This window comes from Amycolatopsis alkalitolerans (assembly GCF_006152065.1).
In the GTDB taxonomy this organism is placed as follows: Bacteria; Actinomycetota; Actinomycetes; order Mycobacteriales; family Pseudonocardiaceae; genus Amycolatopsis_E; species Amycolatopsis_E alkalitolerans.
Window position 1 is genome coordinate 227691 of record NZ_VDFW01000005.1, and the last position, 20573, is coordinate 248263.

Genomic DNA, 20573 nt, shown 5'->3' on the forward strand with positions numbered 1-20573 from the left:
CTCCTCCGGCGGGGAATCGGTGGCGGTCATCCTTGATCGAGGTCACCGGCACCGGTACCTCCACCTGGAGAGGGTTCCGCGCACCTTTGCACAACCGTGCTCTGCGGATTGGGGATGTCCGGAACGCGCGAGATGTGCGATTGTTGCTGCGTGACCGCAGAGCAGCGGATCGCGGCGGACCGTGCCGTCGAGCGCAGCACCGTGCTCGACGAGCTGTTGCGCGAGCGAGAAGGCCTGCTCGGCACGCTCGACCGCGTCGTCGCGCTGCAGGGCACCGCGCGGCTCATCCGGGAATCGCTCGGCGTGGACGCCGCGTTCGTGGGGGATCTGGAACAGCCCGGGACCGCCGTGATCCGCTGGATGGCCGGCAACCGGACGGACGCACTGCAGAACCTGGTCGTCCCCACCGGGCAGGGTGTCGGCGGCCGGGTGCTCGCGTCCGGGAAACCGGTGCGCGTCTCCGATTACGTCCGTGCGCGCACGATCACGCACCAGTTCGACGCGCAGGTCCAGGGCGAAGGGCTCGCCGCGCTGCTGACCGTCCCGATCATCGATCGGGGGGAGACGGTCGCGATCGCGTACGCGTCCATGCGCGAGCGCGCGGACTTCGGCGACGAAGCGGTGCTGCGGCTGGAAAAGATCGCCGACGAGGCCGCCGCCGCGCTGCGGCTCGCGGGAGTCGCCGAAGAGGCGCAGGCGGACGCCGTTTCCGCCGAGCGGCGGCGAATGCAGAGCGCACTGCACGATTCGGTGGGCGCGCTGCTGTTCTCCATCGGGGTCCAGGTGCGCGATCTGCATCAGGACGTGGTGGGGGACCCGGTGCTGGCCCGCCGGCTCACCCGGCTCGAGGGCGATGTTTCGGCGGCCTCGCGAGCGTTGCGGGAATCGTTGCTGTCGCTGTCGGAGTCCACTCCGGAACGCGCGCTGCCGGTGGAACTCGCCGAGCACTGCCGGTCGTTCGAGGCGCGCTGCGGCCGGCCCGCGCGGTTCGTGCAGCTGGCGCCCGTCCGGCCGCTGGACGCCGAACGCACGGCGGTGCTGGTGGGCACGGTGCGGGAAGGCCTGCTGAACGTGGAAAAACACGCGCGGGCCTGTTCGGTGGTGGTGAGTCTCGGGCCGAGTCTCGGCGGGGTGCAGGTGATGGTCGCCGACGACGGGACCGGTGAATCGGAGACGCCCGGCACCGGGATGGGCCTGCGTTCACTCGCCGAACGTGCCGCGCGCCTCGGCGGCCGAGTGAGCCTGGTGCGTGACGAGGACGGCGGCCGCACGCTGCGCGCGTGGGTACCGGAGGTGCCATGACCGCGACGGTGCTGGTGGTCGACGACCATCCCGTAGTCCGCGACGGGGTCACGTTGCTGCTGCGGGCCGAACCCGCGCTGGAGCTTGCCGGCAGCGCCGAGTCGGGGCGGGTCGCGATCGCGCGCGTGGCCCAGTTGCGGCCGGACCTGATCCTGCTGGACCTGCGGCTGCCGGACATGCTCGCGCCGGAGGTCATCGCCGAACTGCGGCAGGTGCATCCGGCGGGCCGGATCGTCGTGTTCACCGCACACGGCGATCACCAGGGCCTCCTCGCCGCGCTCGACGCCGGCGCGCACGGCTGCCTGCTCAAGGACGTCGCCGGGACCGACCTGGTGTCGGCGCTGCGGCGGGTGCTGCGCGGGGAACGGGTGGTCGACCCGCGCATCCTGCCCGACCAGGCGCAGCGTTCGCACGCGCTCGCCCGCAGCGGGCTGACGCGCCGCGAGTACGAGGTGCTGCGGCTCGCGGCACAGGGCCAGACCAACCCCGAGATCGCCGAGGCGATGGGCCTGACCCGCAACACGGTGAAGACCTACCTGCAGTCCGCGCTGCACAAACTCGGTGCCCGCAACCGGGTCGAGGCGATCGGCAAGGCGGGTGAGGCCGGCCTGCTCTGACCGCCTCATTGACACGTGTCTGCTGCTAGGTTCGGGGCATGGCCGAGTATTCCTTCGAGATCGCGCGTCCCCGTGGTGATCAGCGGACCGCGGAGCAGTGGGCGCGGGACGCCTGGGAGGGCGCGCCTCGCGGCGTTCGCTGGATCTTGCGCGTCGGCTGGCGGCTGCTCGGATTCCGGCTCGGCGCGCCGGTGGACGTGCTCGGCTGGCCGGTCGCCAGTTCGGCGCCCGAGAAGGTCGTGCTCGACGCGCCATCGCCCCTGCTCGAGAGCCGTAACGTGGTCGAGACGAGCGAAACCTCGGTGCGCTGGACGACGATCGTCCACTACCGCAACGGCCTGGGCCGCCTGCTGTGGACGCTCGCCGCGCCCGTTCACACCAGGACGCTCCCGGTCCTGTTCGAGCGCGCGGCGGACCCGTCACGGCTCAAGCATCGGCTCGTCACCGGCTTCCAGAAGCGGATAGGCAATCCGATCCTGCATCGCCGGCCGGGACAGATACTGCTGGAGACCACGGGGCGCGTTTCCGGCCTGCCCCGGCGGACGCCGATCGGCGGGCGCCGCGCCGGGCACGAGTTCTGGCTCGTGTCCGAGCACGGTGGGCGATCCCAGTACGTGCGCAACATCGAGAAGGATCCGCGTGTCCGGGTGCGCCTGCGCGGCCGCTGGTATCCCGGCGTCGCGCACTTGCTGCCCGATGACGACCCGGTCGCCCGGCTCCGCGCCCTGCCGAGGATGAACAGCGCCGCGGTGCGCGCGGTCGGCACAGACCTGCTGACGATCCGGGTCGATCTCGAAGGGTAAGCGCCTACTCGATCGCTTCGATCCGGCGGCCCGTCGAGTCGGGGGCGACCAGTGCCAGCACCGCGCCGGCGACCGGTCCCACGATCCCGAACGCCAGGGCGAGCGGCACCGATCCGGCGATCGACAGCGCCACCAGCGGGAACAGTCCAGCGCCGAACCCGCGCCCCGCGTAGTAGCTGAGGTTCGAACCGCTCGACCGGAGCCGCGTGGGGAAGAACTCGGCCATCCAGATACCCAGCACGCCGAACCCGCCGCTGGCACCGGCGCACAGCATCAGCGCCCAGAACGCCGGCGAGGCCCAGAAGTCCGTGCCGATACGGGCCGAGTGCGAGGTGACGAGGATCAGGAACCAGGTGAACCCGATGATGCCGAACAACGCCGAGGCGAAAAACGCCCACTTGCGCCGCAGCACGTCCGACAGGATCCCGGTGACCGGATAGGTGATCGCGGTGACGACCAGTCCCAGCAGGACGATCAGGCTCGCGGTGCCGAGCGGTACCTTCTGCACCTTGATCAGGAACGTGGACAGGTACGAGATCAGCGAGTTCGTGGTCAGGAACAGCGCCGTGGCCAGTGCCATGAACACGATCGTGCCGCCCGCGTAGCCGCCGCGGAACAGGTCGAGCAGCGGAACCTTGGTGCGGCGGAGGTGTTCCGGGACCCGGCCGCGCGCCAGCGCCCGCTGGTAGGTCCGCCACTGCTCGGACTCCGGCAGCAGGAACGCCGACGCGAGGCCGATCACCAGCGTCACCGCGCCGATCAGCACGTACCCGGCACGCCAGCCGTTGTGCGTGCCGAACCTGACGATGCAGAAGTAGATGACACCCTCGGTCACGATCTGGCCCACGAAGTACATCGCCTGGATCGAGCCGCCCATCATGCCGCGTTTGGCGGTTTTCCAGCACTCCGCGAACATCGAGAACGACAGGCCGAACAGTCCCCCCATGCCGATGCCGGCGAGCAGCCGGGTGATCAGGAACAGGGTGTAGTTCGGCGCGAGCCCGCCCAGCAGCGCGGCGATCCCGAAGATCAGGACCGAACCGGTGTAGGTCCAGCGCCGGCCGATGAGGTCACCCAGCCAGCCGCACAGGATCCCGCCCGCGATCGACGCGAACCCCTGCAGCGTCGAGACCTGCACGATCTGGATGGTGCTCACGTGCAGGCTTTCCGACAGGTAGGACAGCGGGTAGCCGACCAGGTTCAGTTCGGCGCCGTCGAACAGCGTGCCGAGGAAGGCGAAGAACAGGATGCGGCCGGTGGCCTGGCGCACACCGGTGATCCCGCCGGTGCTGGCGGGAGTCTTCAGGGTCGACATTCGGTCCCTTTCGCGGGGCTTAGTCGGGGAGTTGCTGCCCGCGGGTCTCGGGGCAGAAGGGGGCGACGGCGAGGCCGAGGAGGTAGATCAGCCCGACGGTGGTCGCCGCGATCCCGTAACCGCCGAGGTGCGAGATGATCGCGCCCGAGGTCAGCGGGCCGAGGAAGGCGATGAACCGCGCGGCGTTGAACACGAACGCCGCTCCGGTCGCGCGCAGGTGCGTCGGGTAGAACTCGGGCAGCCACACCGGCATCCAGGTGTACTGGCCGAGCGTGAAGAAGCCGTTGACCACCAGCACGACGACGATCAGGCCGAGGCTGTGCGTCCACAGGAACAGCACCGGGGTGAGCACAAGCGACAGTCCGAAGTAGAGCATGACGGCGGGCTTCCGGCCGATCTTGTCCGCGATGAAGCCGAATCCGATGTATCCGGCGATCGCGCCCGCGTTGTAGATCATCCCGGCCCCGCTCGCCCACGAGACCGCGGAATGCCCGGAAGCCGCGGCGCGCGACGCGACGTAGGCGGGCACCCAGGTCGAAATGCCCCACCAGCCGAGCGTGGTGACCAGCGACATGAGCGAGCCGAGGATGGTCAGCTTGCGCAGCTTGGGATCGACCATGATCTGCCGCAAGGTCAGCCGGGTGAACGACTTCTCGTGCGCGGTCAGCTCGTCCGCGCCGCGCGAGCGCAGTTCGGCCCGCTGCCGGTGCGCGCTGGCCCACTGTTCCGACTCGGGCACCTTGCGGCGCAACCACAACGCGAACAGCGCGGGCAGCACGCCGATGAGGAACATGTACCGCCATGAGCCCGCGCCGAGCGGGGCGACGAAGTACCAGCAGGCGGAGGCGACGAAGAACCCGAGGCCGAGCCCGCACTGCATGAACCCGGCGGCCTTGGCGCGCGCGTGCTTCGGCCACGTTTCGGCGACCAGCGAGGTGCCGGTGCCCCATTCGGAGCCGAGCGCGAACCCGGTGATGAACCGCAGCACCAGGAATGCCGTCCACGACCAGGAAACCGCGGTGAGCCCGGTGAACAGCGCGTAGAGCACCATCGAGGTCAGCAACGCGCGGCGGCGGCCGAAGTAGTCCGCGAAGATCCCGCCCAGGATGCCGCCGACACCCCAGCCCAGCAGCGTGACCGCGATCGTCGCGCCGGTGAGGAACGAGACCTGGCTGACGGGGGCGGACGGGTCCAACTGCCGCAGCACGACGCCCGCGGTGAGGATGAGCGCGTAGGTCTCGAACCCGTCGAAGAGCCAGCCGAGGTTGGCGGCCAGCAGCGACCGCCACTGGGTGCGGTCCAAGGTCTTGGTCCAGGAGGTTTTGGTGACGGCGACGTCGTTCACGGCTGTTCTCCCTTCCGGGCCGTCTTGGGCCGGATCGGAAGCGCTAGGGGGGGTGTCTCCTATGCAAGACATTAAGTCCTGCATGCGGCACATTAAGCCGAGCCGATGGGTGCGGTCAAGAAAGGTTAGGGCGCGCAAGGGTTTTCTTGTTACGCAAAAGCGGAACTAATCTGCGATTTTCTCCGTACCGCCGGTGCGTTCGGTGATCCTTAGCCCGCATTCGCGGATCATTTCGCCATAGTCCTCTACGTTGGACTCGTTGAGTTCCGACGAGAACGCGAGCGAGCAGATCACCATCGACACCCGGCCTCGCGCGTCGAACACCGGGGCGGCGACCCCGGACTGGCCGAGGTCGTATTCGCGGACGCTGTCCGCGTAACCGCGCGCCCTGGTGGCCCTGAGGACGTCGCGCACGGCCATCGGTGCCGTCACGGTCTCTTCGGTGAACGTCTCGAGGCCGTGCCGGGCGATCAGCCGGGACACCTCGGCCTCGTCGGACCAGGCGTGGAAGGCGCGCATGATCGCTGGCGCGGAGAACGGGAAGGTGTCGCCGACGCCGACGGTGATCCGCACGCCCGTGCCACGGTCTCCCTTGGCCAGCACCGAATACGCGGCCGGGCCGTGCCGCTGCACCGCGAACACGATGAACCCCGTGCGCTGGCTGAGCGCGTCCAGTTCCTGCTGGACGATCTCGGACATCCAGTCCTCGGAGACCCGGGCCATCGCCAGCAGCCGCGGGCCGAGCGACCAGCCGCCGCGATCCCCGCGGCTCGCCGTCCAGCCGGCGCGCTGCAGTGTGCCGAGGATGTTGTAGCAGGTGCTCCGGTTGAGGCCGAGTTCCTCGATCAGCACGCCGGACGCGACCGGTTCGGGCCAGTCGCGGGCGATTCGCTCCAGTAGCCGCACCGCGTGGCTCACCGCTGGTACGTCACTCGCCATGCTCACCTCTCGTCATCGCAGTTCTGCGCACGGTAGCCGACCGGACCCCCGTGTTGCCGGTAAGCCTATTTGCGTGCCGCCGATCACGTGTTAACGTCCTCCATATCAGACATGAAGTCCTCTATGGTGGTCATATGAAGCTGGGTTCCTCGTTCGTCGTTCCCGCCGGCCAAGATCGCGTGTTCGCGCATTTCCTCGATCCGGTCTCGATGCGTGTCAGCATTCCCGGCTGCGCGGAGCTGGAGAAGTCCGATGAAACGATCTACCGCGGGCGGCTGGTCAACGAGATCGCGCACGTCCGGTTCAGCGCCGGGTTCTCCGCCGAGCTCACGGCGGTGACCGAACCCACCGAAGTGCGGGCGCTGCTCAAGGGGGAGGACCGCAAGCTCGGCAGCTCCATCAAGATCGAGGCCGTGCTCGCGGTCCAGCCCGACGGCGCCGGATCGTCCAAGGTGGACTACAGCCTTGACGTCGCGATCTGGGGCAAGATCGGGCGGCTCGGCGAGTCGATCGTGCGCCGCCGGTCGCAGGAGGTCGAGCGCGAGTTCGTCGCGGCCTTCAGCGAGATCTGCGGCAGCGGGCCGCCCGGCCCGGACAACCCAGGCGTGCGAAGCGTGCTGGCCAAGCGGAACGGCGAGGCCGGCCAGATCGCGCCGAAACGGTCCTGGTGGCGACGGCTGCTCGCCAAGCTGTTCGGCGGGAGGGAAAGCTGATGCCCGCCTACCACTACCCGGACACCCTCGACGAGGCGTGCGCGATGCTCGCCGACGGTGAGGACACGATGGTCTACGGCGGTGGCACCGCCGTGCAGATCCTCGTGAAGCAGGGCGTGCTGTTTGCGTCCGACCTGATCGACATCGGCCGCATCCGGGGCCTCGACGAGATCCGGCGCACCTCCGCCGGGCTCCGCACCGGGCCTCTGGTGACCCTGCGGCAGATGGAGACCAGCCCGGTGGTCCGCGAACTCGCGCCGCTGGCCGCCGAGGTCTACCGGCACGTCGCCAACCCGCGCGTGCGCAACACCGCGAGCGTCGGCGGCAACCTCGCGCACGGGGACTACCGGCTCGACCCGCCGACGGCGTTGCTCGTCCTGGACGCGAAGGTCGAGCTGAGCTCGCGTCGCGGCAGGCGTTCCCTGCCGGTGCGAGAGTTCTTTGTGGACTTCCAGAAGACGGCGCTCGAACCCGGCGAGATGATCACCGCGGTCGAGATCCCCCGCCAGCCCGCGTCCGTCGGGGCGCATTTCGTCAAGTACAGCAGCCTGTCGGCGAACGACTGGCCGTGCGCTTCGGTCGCGGCGCTGATCGTGGACGGCTCCCGCAACCGCCGCCAGGTCCGGCTCGGGCTCGGCGCGCTGTCGCACGTCCCGCTGTTCACGCAGTTCGACGTGCCTGCCGGCAGCGTGGTCGAGGACGTGGTCCGCGCGGCGAAGGACGCGGCGGAACCGCTGATCGACCCGATCCCGGACGTGCGCGGTGGAAGCGCCTACAAGAAGCGGCTCGGTCTGGTCGCGGTCGAAGAGGCCGTGCGGAATTCCTGGAAGGAGGGGCACGATGAGCGACGGATCTTGCTCTGGCGCCGTCGGTGAGCGCTGGGCCCGCACGGACGGGCGCCAGAAGGTCCGCGGTGAGCTGCGGTATACGGCCGAGCAGCCGGTACCGCCGTGCCTGGACGTCGCGGTCGCGCGCAGCACGCGCCCGCACGCGCGCATCGACGCGATCGACGCCACCGGTGCGCTCGCGGTCGACGGCGTGGTCGCGGTGGTCACCGGTGCGGATCTGGCCGGCAAGCTCGGCGAACGGCTGCTGACCGGTCCCGCGTTTTCCGACCAGCCGTGCCTGGCCGTGGACAAGGTGCGCTACGTCGGCGAGCCGGTCGCCGCGGTCATCGCCCACGATCTCAAGACGGCACGAAGTGCAGCCGAGGAGATCGCAGTCTCCTATACAGAACTTGAGCCCGTGCACGACGTGGACGCCGCGATCACCGGAAATTCCTTCGTGCACGAGGAACTCCGGCCGTCGGTTGTGTTCGGTGACCTGAAGCACCTGCGCGGTATCCGTGACACGAACGTCAACTACGAGTTCACCCTTCGGCGCGGTGATGTCGGCGAAGAGGGCATGACGAAGGTCCAGGCCGAGTTCTGGGCCCCGCCCACCCACCACGTCCCGATCGAACTGCCGTATGCGGCGGCGTGGGTGGAGGGCGACCGGCTCGAACTGCTCGCCACCACGCAGACTCCGTCCTACGTGCGGCAGTGCCTCGCCGACCTGCTCGACCTGCCGCTGAACCGGGTGCGCGTCCGCACAGCGCCATTAGGCGGCAGCTTCGGGGCCAAGATGTACGACCGGCTCGAACCGCTCGCCGCCGCCCTGGCCTGGACCCAGGGCCTGCCGGTGCGGATCGCCGCGACCCGCGAGGAGGCGTTCCTGCTCACCACCCGCCACGGCGCGGCGGTGACCGGAACGATGAGCGCCGACGAGGACGGCCGGATCGTGTCCGCCACCGCGGACGTGCGGTACGACACCGGAGCCTATGCCGATGTCGGTCCGCGGATCGCGGCGAAGTCCGGGATGGTCGCCACCGGTCCGTACAAAGTGGACAACGTGTCCGTGCGCTCGCGGTGCGTGTACACGAACAAGCCCTCCGCCGGGCCGTTCCGCGGGTTCGGCGTGCCGCAGGTGACCTGGTCGCACGAGTCCCTTGTGGACGAACTGGCTCGGAAGGCAGGCGCGGATCCGGCCGAGTTCCGGCGGCGGAACCTGTTGCGGGAAGGGGACATCGCCCCGGTCGGCACCCCGATGCACAGCGCCGACTTTCTCGGCTGCCTCGACGCGGTCACCTGCGCGATCGGCTGGGACTCGCCGTTCGAGAAGCAGGAGGGCAGGCTGCTGCGGGGGCGGGGGGTCGCGGTCGGCGTGAAGGCCGTGCTCACCCCGACGATCTCGAACGCGACGCTCCAGCTCAACCAGGACGGCTCGGCGACGCTGCTGATCAGCACGGTCGACATGGGCCAGGGCAGCGACACGATCATGGCGCAGATCGCCGCCGAGGTGCTGTGCCTCGGCGAGGGCCGGGTGCGAGTCGTCGGCGCCGACACCGATGTGACCCCGTACGACACGATCACCGCGGGCAGCCGCTCGACGTACCACACCGGCAACGCGGTCCGGCTCGCGGCGGAGTCCATGCGGGACAAGCTGATCGACCTGGCGGCCGGGCATTTCGGTGTACCGGCGACCGATCTCAAGCTCACCGGCGAAGGTCTGGTCAGCGCCCAGACGCAGGAGACAGTGGGGATTCCCGAGTTACTGCACGGTCATTTCGGCGCCCGGGGCACGACGCTCACCGCCGAGGCGAACTTCAGTACCAGCTGGCAGCCCTACGATCACGAGACCGGTCAGTCCCCGCAGGTCACCGAGCACTGGTTCGCCGGGGCGGTGGCCGTGCAGCTGACCGTGGATTCGGCGACCGGCCGCGTGCACATCGAGCATCTCGCCGTCGCGGGCGACGTCGGGCGCGCGATCAACCCGAAGCTCGTGGAGCAGCAGCTGTCCGGTGCGGCGATCATGGGTATCGGGCACGCGCTGTTCGACCAGCTCGTGTTCGACGAGGGGCAGATCGTCAACGGCACCTTGCTGGACTACCAGCTACCCTCGATCAAGGACATGCCGGACCGGCTCACCCCGATCATCGTCGAGAGTCCACATCGGACGGGACCGTTCGGCGCCAAGGGCGTCGGCGAGACCGCGATCATCCCGATGGCCCCGGCGATCGCGAACGCGGTGCGCGACGCGACGGGCGTCCGGATCACCCGGCTGCCGCTGACCCCGGAACGGATTCTCACCGCGATGACGGAGGGGCGATGAGGGAGATAGAACTGGCCGTCAACGGCATGCGCCGGCGAGTCACGGTGGCCGACGACGAGTTGTTGCTCGATGTGCTGCGCCGCGAATTCGCCGCGACGAGTGTCCGGGAAGGATGCGGGGTCGGGGCGTGCGGCGCGTGCACGGTGCTGGTGTCCGGGCGCAGCGTGTCCAGCTGCCTGGCCCGCGCCGCGCGGTACGACGGTGCGGAGGTCACCACGGCCGATGGCCTGCCGAAGGACGACGTGGTAGTCGAGGAGTTCGTCGCGGCAGGCGCAATGCAGTGCGGCTACTGCATCCCGGGGTTCGTGCTGATGGCACACGAGCTGCTGAGCGAGAATCCGGCGCCCAGCGAGCGGGATATCGCGGAGCACCTGGAAGGCAACATCTGCCGCTGCGGCACCTACGAAGAGATCCGCACAGCGATCAGCCGCGCCGCGGAGAGCCGAGTCACGGGAAGCCGTGTCGCGAAAGGCCAAGTTGCGGAGAGCGGTGCTGCGGGCGGCGGTGCTGCGGGAAGTCGTGCTGGGGAGCGCGGTGCTGCGGGCGGCGGTGCTGCGGGAAGTCGTGCTGGGGAGCGCGGTGCTGCGGGAGGCGGTGCTGCGGGAAGTCGTGCTGGGGAGCGCGGTGCTGCGGGAGGCGGTGCTGCGGGAAGCCGAGCTGCCCAGAGCCGAGCCGTGGCAGGCCGGGCAGTGGTGAGCCGAGTTTCGAAAAGCCGAGTTGTGGAAGGCCGTGCCGCGGAAAATCCATCTGTGGAAAGCCGAGCCGTGGGAAGTCGTGTCGCGGAAGACAAAATTGCGGGAAGGCGGGCTGTGCGGGGCGATGCCGTGCACGGCCACGCGCTGCAGGGCTGTGCCGTGGAGGGCCGTGCGGTTCAGGGCGATGCCGTGCAGGGCCGTGCGGTGGAGGGCCGTGCGGTGGAGGGCCGTGCCGTGGAGAGCAGCGTGGCGGGAAGCCGCGCCGCGGAAAGGAAAACCGCGTGAGTCTGCATGTTCGTCGCATCGGGGAGGCCGGGCGGCCCGTCGTGCTGTTGCATCCGCTCGCGCTCAGCGGAGCGGTCTGGGACCCGGTGGCGAAGTTCCTCTCCGCGGGACACCAGGTCCTCGCGCTCGATGCACGCGGACACGGCGAGTCTCCTTGGGATGGCAAGGAGTTCACGGTAGAGGACATGGCCGCCGACGCGGCGTCCGTTATTGAGGACTTCGGTTCCGGTCCTGCGGACGTCATCGGCCTGTCGATGGGTGGCAGCACCGCACTGGTGCTCGCCGCCACCCGGCCGGACCTCGTGCATCACCTCGTGCTGGCCGATGCCACCGCTTGCTACGGACCCGACCGTGAGAGCGAATGGGCAGCACGCGCAGAGCGGGCGGCGACCGTCCCGCGTGTGGAACAGCTGTCCTTCCAGCGAGACAGGTGGTTCGCCGAAGCGTTCCAGCAGGCGCATCCCGAGGAAGTGCGGCGAGTGTCCGACATCTTCGTCGCGACCGACTCGCGGGCGCATGCCGCGGCCTGCCGTGCCCTCGGTGCCCTCGACGCGACCGCGAAACTAGGCGACGTCGAAGCCGAAACCCTTGTGCTGGTAGGGGATGAGGACTACGCGACCCCGCCGGCGATGGCCCGCGAGCTGGCGGGCGGCATCAAGGGCGCGAAGCTGCGGGTGCTCGAACGGACCCGGCACCTCAGCCTGCTCGAACGCCCCGACCTCTGGCCGGATGTGGCGGAGCACCTGGGTTGGTCGGGGAGCGATACATGACTGAACCACGCCCGGGCCTGCTCGAACGCCCTGATCTCTGGCCGGTTGTCGCCGGGCACGTGGGCTCCTTGGGGAGGGACACGTGACTGAATCGCTGCTGGGCCTGCGCGAGTGTCCTGGCCTCTGGCCGGATGTCGTTGAGCATATGGGCTCCTTCGGGAGGGACACATGAGCGAACCGCTGCTGAGCCTGCGCGCGCATATCGACGCCATCAAGGGGTTCGGCGAGCTGCGCGAGGTGCGGGGCGCGCACTGGGATCTCGAACTGGGCGGCATCGCCGAGCTGAGTTACCACCGCGACCTGCCCCCGGCGTTGCTGTTCGACGAGATCGTCGACTACCCCGCCGGGCTCAGGGTGCTCACCGGCAGCACGGGCTCGCCACGACGCCTCGGCCACACCCTCCGGCTGGGCGACGATCTCGACGACGCGGGAGTCGTGGATGCCTTGCGCGGCAAGCCTTCCCAGTGGGCCGCAGCCGCGAAGGGGTTTCCGGTCGAGGTGGTCGACCACGCCCCGCTACTGGCCAACGAGATCCCCGGCGAAGAGGTGGACCTGCTCCGGTTCCCGGTCCCGCGCTGGCATTCGCACGACGGCGGCCGGTTCATCGGCACCGGCTGCTTCGTCGTCACCAGCGACCCGGAGACCGGCGTGCACAACGGCGGCTGCTACCGGATGGAGGTCCAGGACGGCGGCCGCGGCGTGACGGTCGCCGCGGTGCCCGGTAAGCACGGCGCGCAGCACATCCAGCGCTGGTTCGAGCGCGAAGGCCGCGCACCGGTCACGGTGTCGTTCGGCCACGACCCGTTGCTGCTCGTCCTCGGCGGGACCGAGGTGCCGGCCGGGATCTCGGAACTGGAGTACGCGGGCGCGGTGCTCGGCGAGCGGGTTCCGGTGATCACCGCCCCGGACACCGGCCTGCCGGTCCCCGCGGGCAGCGAGATCGCCATCGAGGGCTGGCTGCGCCCGGACCACCTGCGTGAGGAGGGCCCGTTCGGCGAGTGGACCGGCTACTACTCGGGGCGCCGCCGCCCCAACCTGGCGGTCGAGATCACCCGCCTCTGGCACCGCGACGATCCGGTCCTGCTCGGCGCCCCACCCGGGAAGCCGCCGCATGACTACTCGTACATGCGCACCGTGATGAAGTCCGCGATGATCTCCGACGAACTGGCCGCGACCGGCGTGCCCGGGGTTGTGAAGGCCTGGGCGCACGAGTCCGGCGGCGGGCGGTTGTTCATCGCCGTTTCGCTGCGGCAGCGGTATCCCGGCCACGCGCGCCAGGTCGCGTACCTCGCCGCGCAGTGCCCCGCCGCCGCTTACCTGAACCGTTACGTCGTGGTCGTCGACGACGATATCGACCCGGCCGATCCCGATCAGGTCATCTGGGCGATGTCCACACGCAGCGACCCGTCGCGCGACATCGAGGTGATGAAGCAGACCTGGGGCAGCAAGCTGGACCCGCTGTGGGTGGAGGGCTCGCCGACGCACAGCAGCCGCGCGATCGTCGACGCCTGCCGCCCCTACGAGCGGCTCGAGGACTTCCCGAAGGTCGCGCAGAGCGATCCCGCGTTCCTGCGGGAGATCGAGCGGCGCTGGCGCGAAGTCTTGCTTTGACGTCGAGGTCAAGGTCTACGTTCGACGGTATGCGAATCGGTGAACTCGCCCAGCGTGCCGGGACGACGACCAGGGCGCTGCGGTTCTACGAGGCACAGGGCCTGCTGAGGGCCCGGCGCTCGGCGAACGGGTACCGGGAGTACGGCGAGGAGGACGTCCGTCTCGTCAGCGAGATCCGCACGTTGCAGGCGGTCGGGCTGACGCTGGACGACACGCGCCCGTTCGTCGAATGCCTCCGCGCCGGGCACGACACGGGGGACGCGTGCGCCGATTCGATCGAGGTCTACCAGCGCAAGCTCGACGAGGTGAACGCCTGTATCGAGCGGCTGACCGATGTCCGGGAGACCTTGCTGTCGAAACTGGCCGATGCCTTGCCTGGACTGCAGGGCCCGTGCGGCGTGATTCCCGAGGAGAACGAATGAGCCTGCTTTCCGTGACCGATGACACGTTCGCCGCCGAGGTGCTGCGGCGCGAAGGTCCCGTGCTGGTCGACTTCTGGGCGCAATGGTGCCCGCCGTGCCACATGATCGCGCCTGTGCTCGAGGAGATCGCCGCCGAGCGAGCCGGTTCGCTGACGATCGTGAAGGTGAACTCGGACGAGAACCCGGTCGTGGCGCGCGACTTCCAGGTCATGTCCCTGCCGACGTTGATGCTGTTCCGCAACGGCGAGCCGATCCGCAGTTACGTCGGCGCCCGGCCGAAGGCACGGTTGCTGGCCGAGTTGGACGACGCGCTGGAGGCGAGCGGCGTCTAGATCCAGGCGCGCCCGGACCGCACAAGGATTTCCTCCATCGCCGATCCGCACGGCAAGAACGCCCAGCCTTCGCCGTCCGCGCGCGGCTGTGTCCGGCGCACGCAGTTCAGCGCGATGTCGAGAACGTCCGGCCAGGGTGGGTCGAAGTCGATCCGGATCGCCTGGGCGAGGTCCCAGGTGTGCACGACGGTGTTGGTCAGGTGCGACTCGAACGCGTCCCGGGGTGCCGAGCCGTTGGCGCGGGCCAGCGCGTGGGCCGCGTGGCGCGCCGAGTCGCGGTAGATCGTCTCGCGTGGCAGGCATTCCCGGGGCGGCGGGGGAGGATGGCCGACCGCGCGGGCGAACCGCAGGTTGAGGTCGACCATGTGGTGGTACAGGTCTTCGACGGTCCACAGCGCGCACGGCGTGGCGGCCGCGAGGTCGCCGTCCGTGACTTCGCTCAGGTAGGCGGCGAAGTCCTCGGTCACCTCGTGCAGCAGGGCGATGTCCACGTCAGTCGCCGCCTGTCCAATGGCGACGGAGATGCGGGGCGAGTTCGGCGGCGCGCTCGTGGGGGAAGAAGAGTTTCCCGCCGGCGATCTCGACCAGATCGCGCGCGCCGGGGATCGTGTCGTGCAGCCAATGCGCCCATTTGAGGTCGAAGAACTCGTCGTCGGTGGCCCAGGCGATCAGCGTCGGCGCCCGCAGGGTGCGCAGCGCGGGCTCCGCGGCGAGCAGTTCGCCGGGTCCGAGCCCGGCGAGCAGGTCCTGGAAGCGGGCGGCGGCGGCCGGGGTTCCGATGACCGGTTCGAGGAACGCGTCGACCAACCGCGTGCTCAGGAACTCCTGGTCCTGGTAGCCGGAGGCGAAGAACGCCCGGCCGGCGGCGGGATCGGCGAGGATCGCCGGGGCCGCCGCCGCGAGTCGGCCGGCGCGGGCCGCCTCGACGGTGGCGGCCATCGCGGCGGGCGGGATGTTGTCGTGGGTCTCGCAGTTCGTGAGCGTCAGCGTGCGGATCAGTTCGGGGTGGCGGGCGGCCAGCACCTGGGCGATCGCGCCGCCGGTGTCGTGCCCGACGAGGTCGACCTGGTCGAGGCGCAGATGCGCGCAGACCTCGGCGAGCGTGTCGGCGAACGCGCCGATCGTGAGCGGATGTTCGGGCCTGGCGGGGCTCTGCCCGTGCAGCGGGAGATCGACGGCGACGCAGCGCCGCGCGCCGGCGACCAGCGGGATCAGGTTGTGCCAGAGGTGAGCGCTGGTCGCGATGCCGTGCACGAACAGCGCCGCCGGACCGGCGCCGATGTCGATATGGCTCACCTCGTCGTGCTCCGTGCGCACGGTATGGCGGTGATCGTCGAACCCGGCGAGGAACATCGTTCGCCTCCGTGATCGTAGAGTGAGTGGCAGTAGTACCAGAAAACCGACTGTCGGTCTGGAAATTAATAGACCGACAGTCGGTTTGTCAACGGGAGGGTGCGTGGATCGACGCGTTGACCGGGGGCAGGCGACCCGGCGGCACCTGATCGAGGTGGCGACGGAGTTGTTCGCCGACCGCGGCTATGAAGGCACCGCGATCGAGGCCGTTCTCGAGCGGGCCGGGGTGAGCCGCGGATCGCTGTATCACCACTTCGCGGGCAAGGACCGGCTCTTCGAGGCGGTGGTGGAGGCTGTCCACGAGCGGGTCGGCGAAGCCACCCTCGCCGCCGCCAAAGCCAGCGGGGCGAGCGAGCCCTATGGCCTGCTCAAGGCGGCGGAGCTGGCTTGGATCCGGCTCGCCGGCGACGCTGTCGTGCGCCGGATTCTCCTGATCGACGCGCCGACCGTGCTCGGCTGGCGTCGCTGGCGCACCATCGAAGAGCAGTACGGCCTGGGCATGCTCAAGGCCGTCCTCCAGGAAGCCGCGGACGCCGGTCGCGTGCCGGCGGGGCTTGTCGAACCGTTCGCGCATATCCTGCTGGCCACCGGCAACGAGATGGCACTGGTCATCGCCCTTGCCGACGACGTGCCCGCCGCGCAGGCCACCGCCGAGGCGGCCGTCGAGGAGTTCCTCGCGCGCCTGCTGCGCCCGTAGCCGTGCACCGCCGGCGGTTCGCCAGCAGCGAATGGCGGCGGGAGTAGGCGAGCACGAACCAGATCGCGAAGCGCAGTCAGGTCACCGGTCGCCGGAACGTGATCAGCCAGATCGAGAACTCGATGCCGATCGCCGGGACCACGGGCGTCCCGGGGGTCCGGAACGTGTGGGGCAGGTCCGGGCGGCGGTACCGCAGCACGATCACGGCCACGCAGCCGACCACGAACGCCAGCGGGATGCCGATATTGGTCAGTTCGGCGGCGTCGCCGATCGGCAGGAGGCCGGCGATGGCCGCGGCGGCCACACCCAGCACCCACGTCATCCGCGTGGGAACCCGGCGGGTGGGATGCGTGCCGGAGAAAGGCCGAACGGGAAGAAGTCCGACCAGTTGCCGGTGCTCACGGTGAAGGCGCCGACGACGATGACGACCAGGACCAGGGCGATCTTCAGGTAGACCAGGAGGGTTTCGAAGCGCGCGGCCGAGCGCATCCCGAGGTTGAGCACGAACCCGATGAGCAGGCACAGCAGGACCGCGAACAGGTCCACTTTGTACGAACCCGGGGCGGCACCGGCGCGCCTGACAGCCACAGCGGCAGTTCGACGTGCAGGAAGCCCAGCAGATCGTTGAAATGCCCGAAAATCCCGATCGCCACCACCCCGGCGATCGCGGTGTACTCCAGCAGAGCTGCCACAGGCCGGTACCTTCTGACGGGGGGAGTCCCGGCCGGCCCTCCGGCTATGCTCCACGCGTGGATTCGATCATCGGCGAGGGCGAGCGGGAGCTGTTCGAAACCTCGGGCGCGCAAGCATTCCTGGCCGTCCCGCACCTGCGCCTCACCGGTGCGCGCGGCACGCGGCAGCTCGAAGTCGGCCAGACCCGGATCGTGGTGCGCGGCGCCGCGCCCGAGGTCGCCGTCGCGATGCAGGCGGTGTGGTCGGAGCGGGAAGGCTGGCACCGGGAGCCGGGCTCCGGTACGACCGCGCCGGCCGCCACGCCGCCACATCCGGACGGGGCAGGCGTCGCGATCGTGTCCGTGGCGAAGGAACTGGCGGAGACTTCACGCAACGAGATCCTGCGGGTGCGGGGGCTGCGGTACGAGCTGGAGGAGCAGATCGCGCATCTGCTCGCGAAACGGCGTGGTGGGACGCTGCGCCCGATGCTCGCCCAGCTCATCGAACTCGCCGCCGCGCTGAGCCGGGCGCGGGACCAGGCGCAGCAGGCGGTGCGGGACGGGCTGTGGATTTGGCTCTGGGACAGCGATACCTACCACCGCCGCGAAGGCGGCCCGGACTGGACTCATACCTACCGGGCGGCGGTGCGGCACTGCGAGGCCATCGACACCCAGCTGGCCGAGGAGATCTCCCGGCTGCATTCGTTGCTGTCGAGCATGTCGGCCTTCGCGGTCGCGCAGGACGCGGAGGCGCAGGACCGGTTCAACCTGATGGCCGCCGTGGCCGCCGCGGGGCTCGGCCTGCCCGCGCTGATCCTTTCGCTCTACGGCGCGGATTCCTTTCTGCCGCTGAACTCCTTCGACCACGCGTGGCGCGCGCTCGCGCCCATCGCGGTGACCGTCGCGGTCGCGACAGCCGCGGCGGTGCGCTTCCTGCCCGGCCGCTCCCGCGCCCGGCATTACGCCGCGGCCGGTGCGGTCGTGGCCGCCCTGGTCGGGGTGCTGCTGTTCGCCGGGTTCTTCGCACCGCGCGGGTGAACGTCAGAACGCCGTCGGCCGGAACTGGGCGTCCACCCCGCCGTCGATGACGAACTGCGCGCCGTGCACGAACCCCGCCGCGGGCCCCAGCAGGTAACAGATCAGCGAGGCGATCTCCTCCGGCCGCCCGCGCCTGCCGAGCGGACCGACGAAGGAGCGGATCGCTTCGCCGTAGCGGGGATCGTCGAGCCCGGCCTGCAGCAGGGGAGTGTCGACCGCGCCGGGCGCCACGGTGTTCAGCCGGACCCCGGCCGCGCCCCAGTCGCCGGCGCGCTGCCGGACGGCGACGGTGAGCGCGTTCTTCGAAGCGGCATACGCGAGCTGGCCGCGGTAATCGCCGCCGACCTCGAGCGCCGCTTCCACTTCGGACTCGTCAAGTCCGGCGATCGGGTTGTCCGCCCAGGTGATCTGCGTCGACGAGACCGAAGACACCGCGACCGCGGCCGGCGCCTCACCGCCACGCAAGGCGGGCAGCAGACCGTCCAAAAGCGACACAGTGCCGAAGTAGTTGACCGCCACGATCCGCTTCGCGTCGGAAACCTGGGGGCCGAGTCCCGCGCACAGGACCAGGCCGTCGAGCACACCCGAAGACCGTGCCAGCACCGTATCGACCGCCGCCTGCCTGCCCTCGGGTGTGCTGAGGTCGGCGAGGATCTCCGCGTCACGAAGATCGACGCCGACCACTTCCCGGCCCGAAGCGGCCAGCGCGGAGAAGGTCGCCGCGCCGATGCCGGACGCGGATCCGGTCACGACCGTCATTGCCATCGCATATCCTCCTCGGCGGTTGTCAGTACACAGCGCGTGCCGCGGTAGATCGTGGGCATGCACCGGTTGCAGTGGATGCACAGCGACCGCGTCCCCGGCTCGGCCTCCATGCGGCGTGGCAGGTCCGGCTCACGGAGCAGCGCTCGGGCCATCGCGACGAACGAGAACCCGTCGGCCAGCGCGCGTTCTATCGTGTCCCGGTGGGTGATCCCGCCGAGCGCGATCAACGGCATCGCCAGCGCCGCCCGGAACTGGCGGGCCCGTTCGAGCAGGTATCCCTCGGTGAACGGGTACTCGCGCAGGAAAGCCTTGCCCGCCAACCGGATTCCCCACCGCTGCGGGGCGGGGAACTGCGCGGCGAAATCGCGGACCGGAGCTTCCCCGGTGAACAGGTACATCGGGTTGAGCAGTGAGCTGCCGGCGGTGAGTTCGAGCGCGTCGAGGCAGCCGTCCTCTTCGAGCCAGCGCGCGACTTGAAGGCTCTCTTCGAGCCAGAAACCGCCCGGTACCCCATCGTCCATGTTCAGCTTCGCCGTGACCGCGATCCGGCTGCCCACCGCGGCGCGGACCGCGCGGGCGATGCCGAGCGCGAGGCGAGCCCGGTTGCGCAGGCTGCCGCCGTACTCGTCGTCACGCCGGTTGAGCTTGGGGCTCAGGAAGGAGCTGACCAGATAGTTGTGTCCGAAATGGACTTCGACGGCGTCGAACCCGGACTCGGCCGCGAACAGCGCGGCCTCGGCGTGCGCGCGCGTGATGCGCTCGAGGTCGGTCGCGGTCGCCGCCCGGATCGGCCGCAGGCTCAGCGGGCTGAGCAGCCCGCTCGGCGCGAGCGCGGGCAGGCGGTTGGACACCCCGTTCGCGACCGGGCCGGCGTGGCCGATCTGCGCGCTCACCGCCGCGCCCTCGGCGTGCACGGCCTCGGTGAGCCGTCGCAGGCCCGGGACCGCGTCGGGTCGCATCCAGATCTGGTGCCGGTCGGTGCGCCCCTCGGGTGCGACGGCGCAGTACGCCACGGTCGTCATGCCGGCGCCGCCCGCCGCGTGCCGCACGTGGAAGTCGATCAACCGGTCGGTGACCAGCGCGTCCGGGGTCGCGCCCTCGAAGGTCGCGGCCTTGACGATCCGGTTGCGCAGCCGCACGGGGCCGAGCGAAGCGGGCTCGAACACGCCGGTCATGGCGCGTCCAGGCCCGCGATCACGAACGACCGCAACGCTTTCGCCTCGCCGCCGGCGGAGAACGTCTGCACGATGAGGTCGAACGCGAGCATCCACCGCGCCTTCGCCTCGTCGGCGGAGAGGTCCGGCCGAGCCGCGCGTAACAGTTCGACCCAGGGGGCGAAGCCGAACCAGCCGGAGGCCCACGACACCGGTCGCCGCCCGAGTACGAGCCGCGCCAGCAACCGGACGTGCAGCCGCCCGTGAGGTTCGGCGACCAGGCCCACGAACGGACCCATGATCACGTCGACGAGTTCGGCCACGCCCGGGACCCATCCGGTCTGCCTGCGTTCGGTCACCCGCGTGAGCTCCGCCGCCCACAACGGCGCGAGCCGCCGTTCGAGCAGCGCCGCGACCAGTGCCTCCTTCGAACCGAAGTGGTAGTGCACCGCCGCGGGGTTCATCCCGGCCGCGGTGTTGATCGCGCGCACCGAGACCTCGTCGTAGTCCGAGCTCAGCAGCAGGTTCTCGGCCGCGGCCAGCAACCGGTCACGGGTCGGTTCGTCGAGCACGGGTCCCAGTAGACACCGTTTCCA

21 protein-coding genes and 2 pseudogenes are annotated in these 20573 nt (G+C 70.0%); 14 read left to right on the forward strand and 9 right to left on the reverse strand.

The window, feature by feature from the left end:
- Nucleotides 1–132 precede the first annotated feature (132 nt).
- Genes FG385_RS08705 through FG385_RS08715 form a run of 3 tightly spaced genes read left to right on the forward strand, consistent with a single transcriptional unit; the run spans nt 133 to nt 2722 of the window.
- On the forward strand, nt 133–1302 hold the full coding sequence (locus FG385_RS08705; protein ID WP_407645477.1) for a GAF domain-containing sensor histidine kinase: 1170 nt from the start codon (nt 133–135) through the stop codon (nt 1300–1302).
- The gene (locus FG385_RS08710) at nt 1299–1919 is read left to right on the forward strand and encodes a response regulator (protein ID WP_139096103.1); all 621 of its coding nucleotides are present in this window, start codon (nt 1299–1301) and stop codon (nt 1917–1919) included. The genes FG385_RS08705 and FG385_RS08710 overlap by 4 nt, the downstream gene beginning before the upstream one ends.
- A 38-nt stretch (nt 1920–1957) precedes the next feature.
- Nucleotides 1958–2722 carry a nitroreductase/quinone reductase family protein gene (locus tag FG385_RS08715; protein WP_139096104.1) on the forward strand — a complete coding sequence of 255 codons (765 nt, stop codon included), beginning with the start codon at nt 1958–1960 and terminating at the stop codon, nt 2720–2722.
- A gap of 4 nt (nt 2723–2726) precedes the next feature.
- Here the strand turns inward: FG385_RS08715 and FG385_RS08720 are convergent, their stop codons facing one another.
- The 3 genes from FG385_RS08720 to FG385_RS08730 form a co-directional block, all read right to left on the reverse strand.
- Nucleotides 2727–4037, reverse strand: coding sequence for an MFS transporter (locus FG385_RS08720; RefSeq protein WP_139096105.1), 1311 nt, complete (start codon nt 4035–4037; stop codon nt 2727–2729).
- A 19-nt stretch (nt 4038–4056) separates the two neighbouring features.
- Nucleotides 4057–5382, reverse strand: a complete 1326-nt coding sequence (locus FG385_RS08725) for an MFS transporter (RefSeq protein WP_235022456.1) — start codon at nt 5380–5382, stop codon at nt 4057–4059.
- 165 nt (nt 5383–5547) lie between these two features.
- Entirely contained in the window at nt 5548–6321 is a 774-nt protein-coding gene (locus FG385_RS08730) for an IclR family transcriptional regulator (protein ID WP_139096107.1), read from the reverse strand.
- Nucleotides 6322–6455: 134 nt separating this feature from the next.
- On the opposite strand from FG385_RS08730, the gene FG385_RS08735 reads away from it, so the two are divergent.
- The 9 genes and pseudogenes from FG385_RS08735 (at nt 6456) to trxA (ending at nt 14299) form a co-directional block, all read left to right on the forward strand.
- Nucleotides 6456–7034, forward strand: coding sequence for a CoxG family protein (locus FG385_RS08735; RefSeq protein WP_139096108.1), 579 nt, complete (start codon nt 6456–6458; stop codon nt 7032–7034).
- Nucleotides 7034–7909 carry an FAD binding domain-containing protein gene (locus FG385_RS08740; protein WP_139096109.1) on the forward strand — a complete coding sequence of 292 codons (876 nt, stop codon included), beginning with the start codon at nt 7034–7036 and terminating at the stop codon, nt 7907–7909. The genes FG385_RS08735 and FG385_RS08740 overlap by 1 nt, the downstream gene beginning before the upstream one ends.
- Nucleotides 7875–10184, forward strand: coding sequence for a xanthine dehydrogenase family protein molybdopterin-binding subunit (locus FG385_RS08745; protein WP_139096110.1), 2310 nt, complete (start codon nt 7875–7877; stop codon nt 10182–10184). The genes FG385_RS08740 and FG385_RS08745 overlap by 35 nt, the downstream gene beginning before the upstream one ends.
- A 26-nt stretch (nt 10185–10210) precedes the next feature.
- Nucleotides 10211–10597 (forward strand): annotated as a pseudogene (locus tag FG385_RS08750) ((2Fe-2S)-binding protein); the annotation flags it as partial.
- A 46-nt stretch (nt 10598–10643) separates the two neighbouring features.
- Nucleotides 10644–10880 carry a pentapeptide repeat-containing protein gene (locus FG385_RS33825; protein WP_268815912.1) on the forward strand — a complete coding sequence of 79 codons (237 nt, stop codon included), beginning with the start codon at nt 10644–10646 and terminating at the stop codon, nt 10878–10880.
- 280 nt (nt 10881–11160) lie between these two features.
- Nucleotides 11161–11934 (forward strand): alpha/beta fold hydrolase, encoded by a 774-nt coding sequence (locus tag FG385_RS08760; protein WP_139096111.1) that lies wholly within the window; start codon nt 11161–11163, stop codon nt 11932–11934.
- A gap of 168 nt (nt 11935–12102) precedes the next feature.
- Complete coding sequence (locus FG385_RS08765) at nt 12103–13545, forward strand: UbiD family decarboxylase (RefSeq protein ID WP_139096112.1); 1443 nt, start codon at nt 12103–12105, stop codon at nt 13543–13545.
- Between the two features lie 29 nt (nt 13546–13574).
- Nucleotides 13575–13967 carry a MerR family transcriptional regulator gene (locus tag FG385_RS08770; RefSeq protein WP_139096113.1) on the forward strand — a complete coding sequence of 131 codons (393 nt, stop codon included), beginning with the start codon at nt 13575–13577 and terminating at the stop codon, nt 13965–13967.
- On the forward strand, nt 13964–14299 hold the full coding sequence (trxA, locus tag FG385_RS08775; protein ID WP_139096114.1) for a thioredoxin: 336 nt from the start codon (nt 13964–13966) through the stop codon (nt 14297–14299). Before FG385_RS08770 ends, trxA begins: the two co-directional genes overlap by 4 nt.
- Here trxA and FG385_RS08780 read toward each other — a convergent pair.
- Both FG385_RS08780 and FG385_RS08785 read right to left on the reverse strand, forming a co-directional pair.
- On the reverse strand, nt 14296–14790 hold the full coding sequence (locus tag FG385_RS08780; protein ID WP_160148750.1) for a maleylpyruvate isomerase N-terminal domain-containing protein: 495 nt from the start codon (nt 14788–14790) through the stop codon (nt 14296–14298). The genes trxA and FG385_RS08780 overlap by 4 nt on opposite strands.
- Before the next feature lies 1 nt (nt 14791).
- Complete coding sequence (locus FG385_RS08785) at nt 14792–15652, reverse strand: alpha/beta fold hydrolase (protein WP_139096116.1); 861 nt, start codon at nt 15650–15652, stop codon at nt 14792–14794.
- A gap of 103 nt (nt 15653–15755) precedes the next feature.
- Here FG385_RS08785 and FG385_RS08790 point away from each other — a divergent pair, with 103 nt between their 5' ends.
- A complete protein-coding gene (locus FG385_RS08790) occupies nt 15756–16349 on the forward strand; it encodes a TetR/AcrR family transcriptional regulator (RefSeq protein ID WP_139096117.1) in 594 nt (197 codons plus the stop codon).
- Here the strand turns inward: FG385_RS08790 and FG385_RS08795 are convergent.
- Nucleotides 16261–17032: pseudogene (locus tag FG385_RS08795) on the reverse strand (hypothetical protein); the annotation flags it as partial. The gene FG385_RS08790 and the pseudogene FG385_RS08795 overlap by 89 nt on opposite strands.
- A 66-nt stretch (nt 17033–17098) precedes the next feature.
- Between FG385_RS08795 and FG385_RS08800 the strand changes: the two are divergent.
- On the forward strand, nt 17099–18058 hold the full coding sequence (locus FG385_RS08800) for a hypothetical protein (protein WP_139096118.1): 960 nt from the start codon (nt 17099–17101) through the stop codon (nt 18056–18058).
- Between the two features lie 3 nt (nt 18059–18061).
- Here the strand turns inward: FG385_RS08800 and FG385_RS08805 are convergent, their stop codons facing one another.
- The 3 genes from FG385_RS08805 to FG385_RS08815 are packed head-to-tail and all read right to left on the reverse strand — an operon-like array spanning nt 18062 to nt 20549.
- Nucleotides 18062–18823 carry an SDR family oxidoreductase gene (locus FG385_RS08805; protein WP_139096119.1) on the reverse strand — a complete coding sequence of 254 codons (762 nt, stop codon included), beginning with the start codon at nt 18821–18823 and terminating at the stop codon, nt 18062–18064.
- Entirely contained in the window at nt 18814–19998 is a 1185-nt protein-coding gene (locus FG385_RS08810) for an NADH:flavin oxidoreductase (RefSeq protein ID WP_139096120.1), read from the reverse strand. The genes FG385_RS08805 and FG385_RS08810 overlap by 10 nt, the downstream gene beginning before the upstream one ends.
- Complete coding sequence (locus FG385_RS08815) at nt 19995–20549, reverse strand: helix-turn-helix domain-containing protein (RefSeq protein ID WP_139096121.1); 555 nt, start codon at nt 20547–20549, stop codon at nt 19995–19997. Before FG385_RS08815 ends, FG385_RS08810 begins: the two co-directional genes overlap by 4 nt.
- Between the last annotated feature and the right edge of the window lie 24 nt (nt 20550–20573).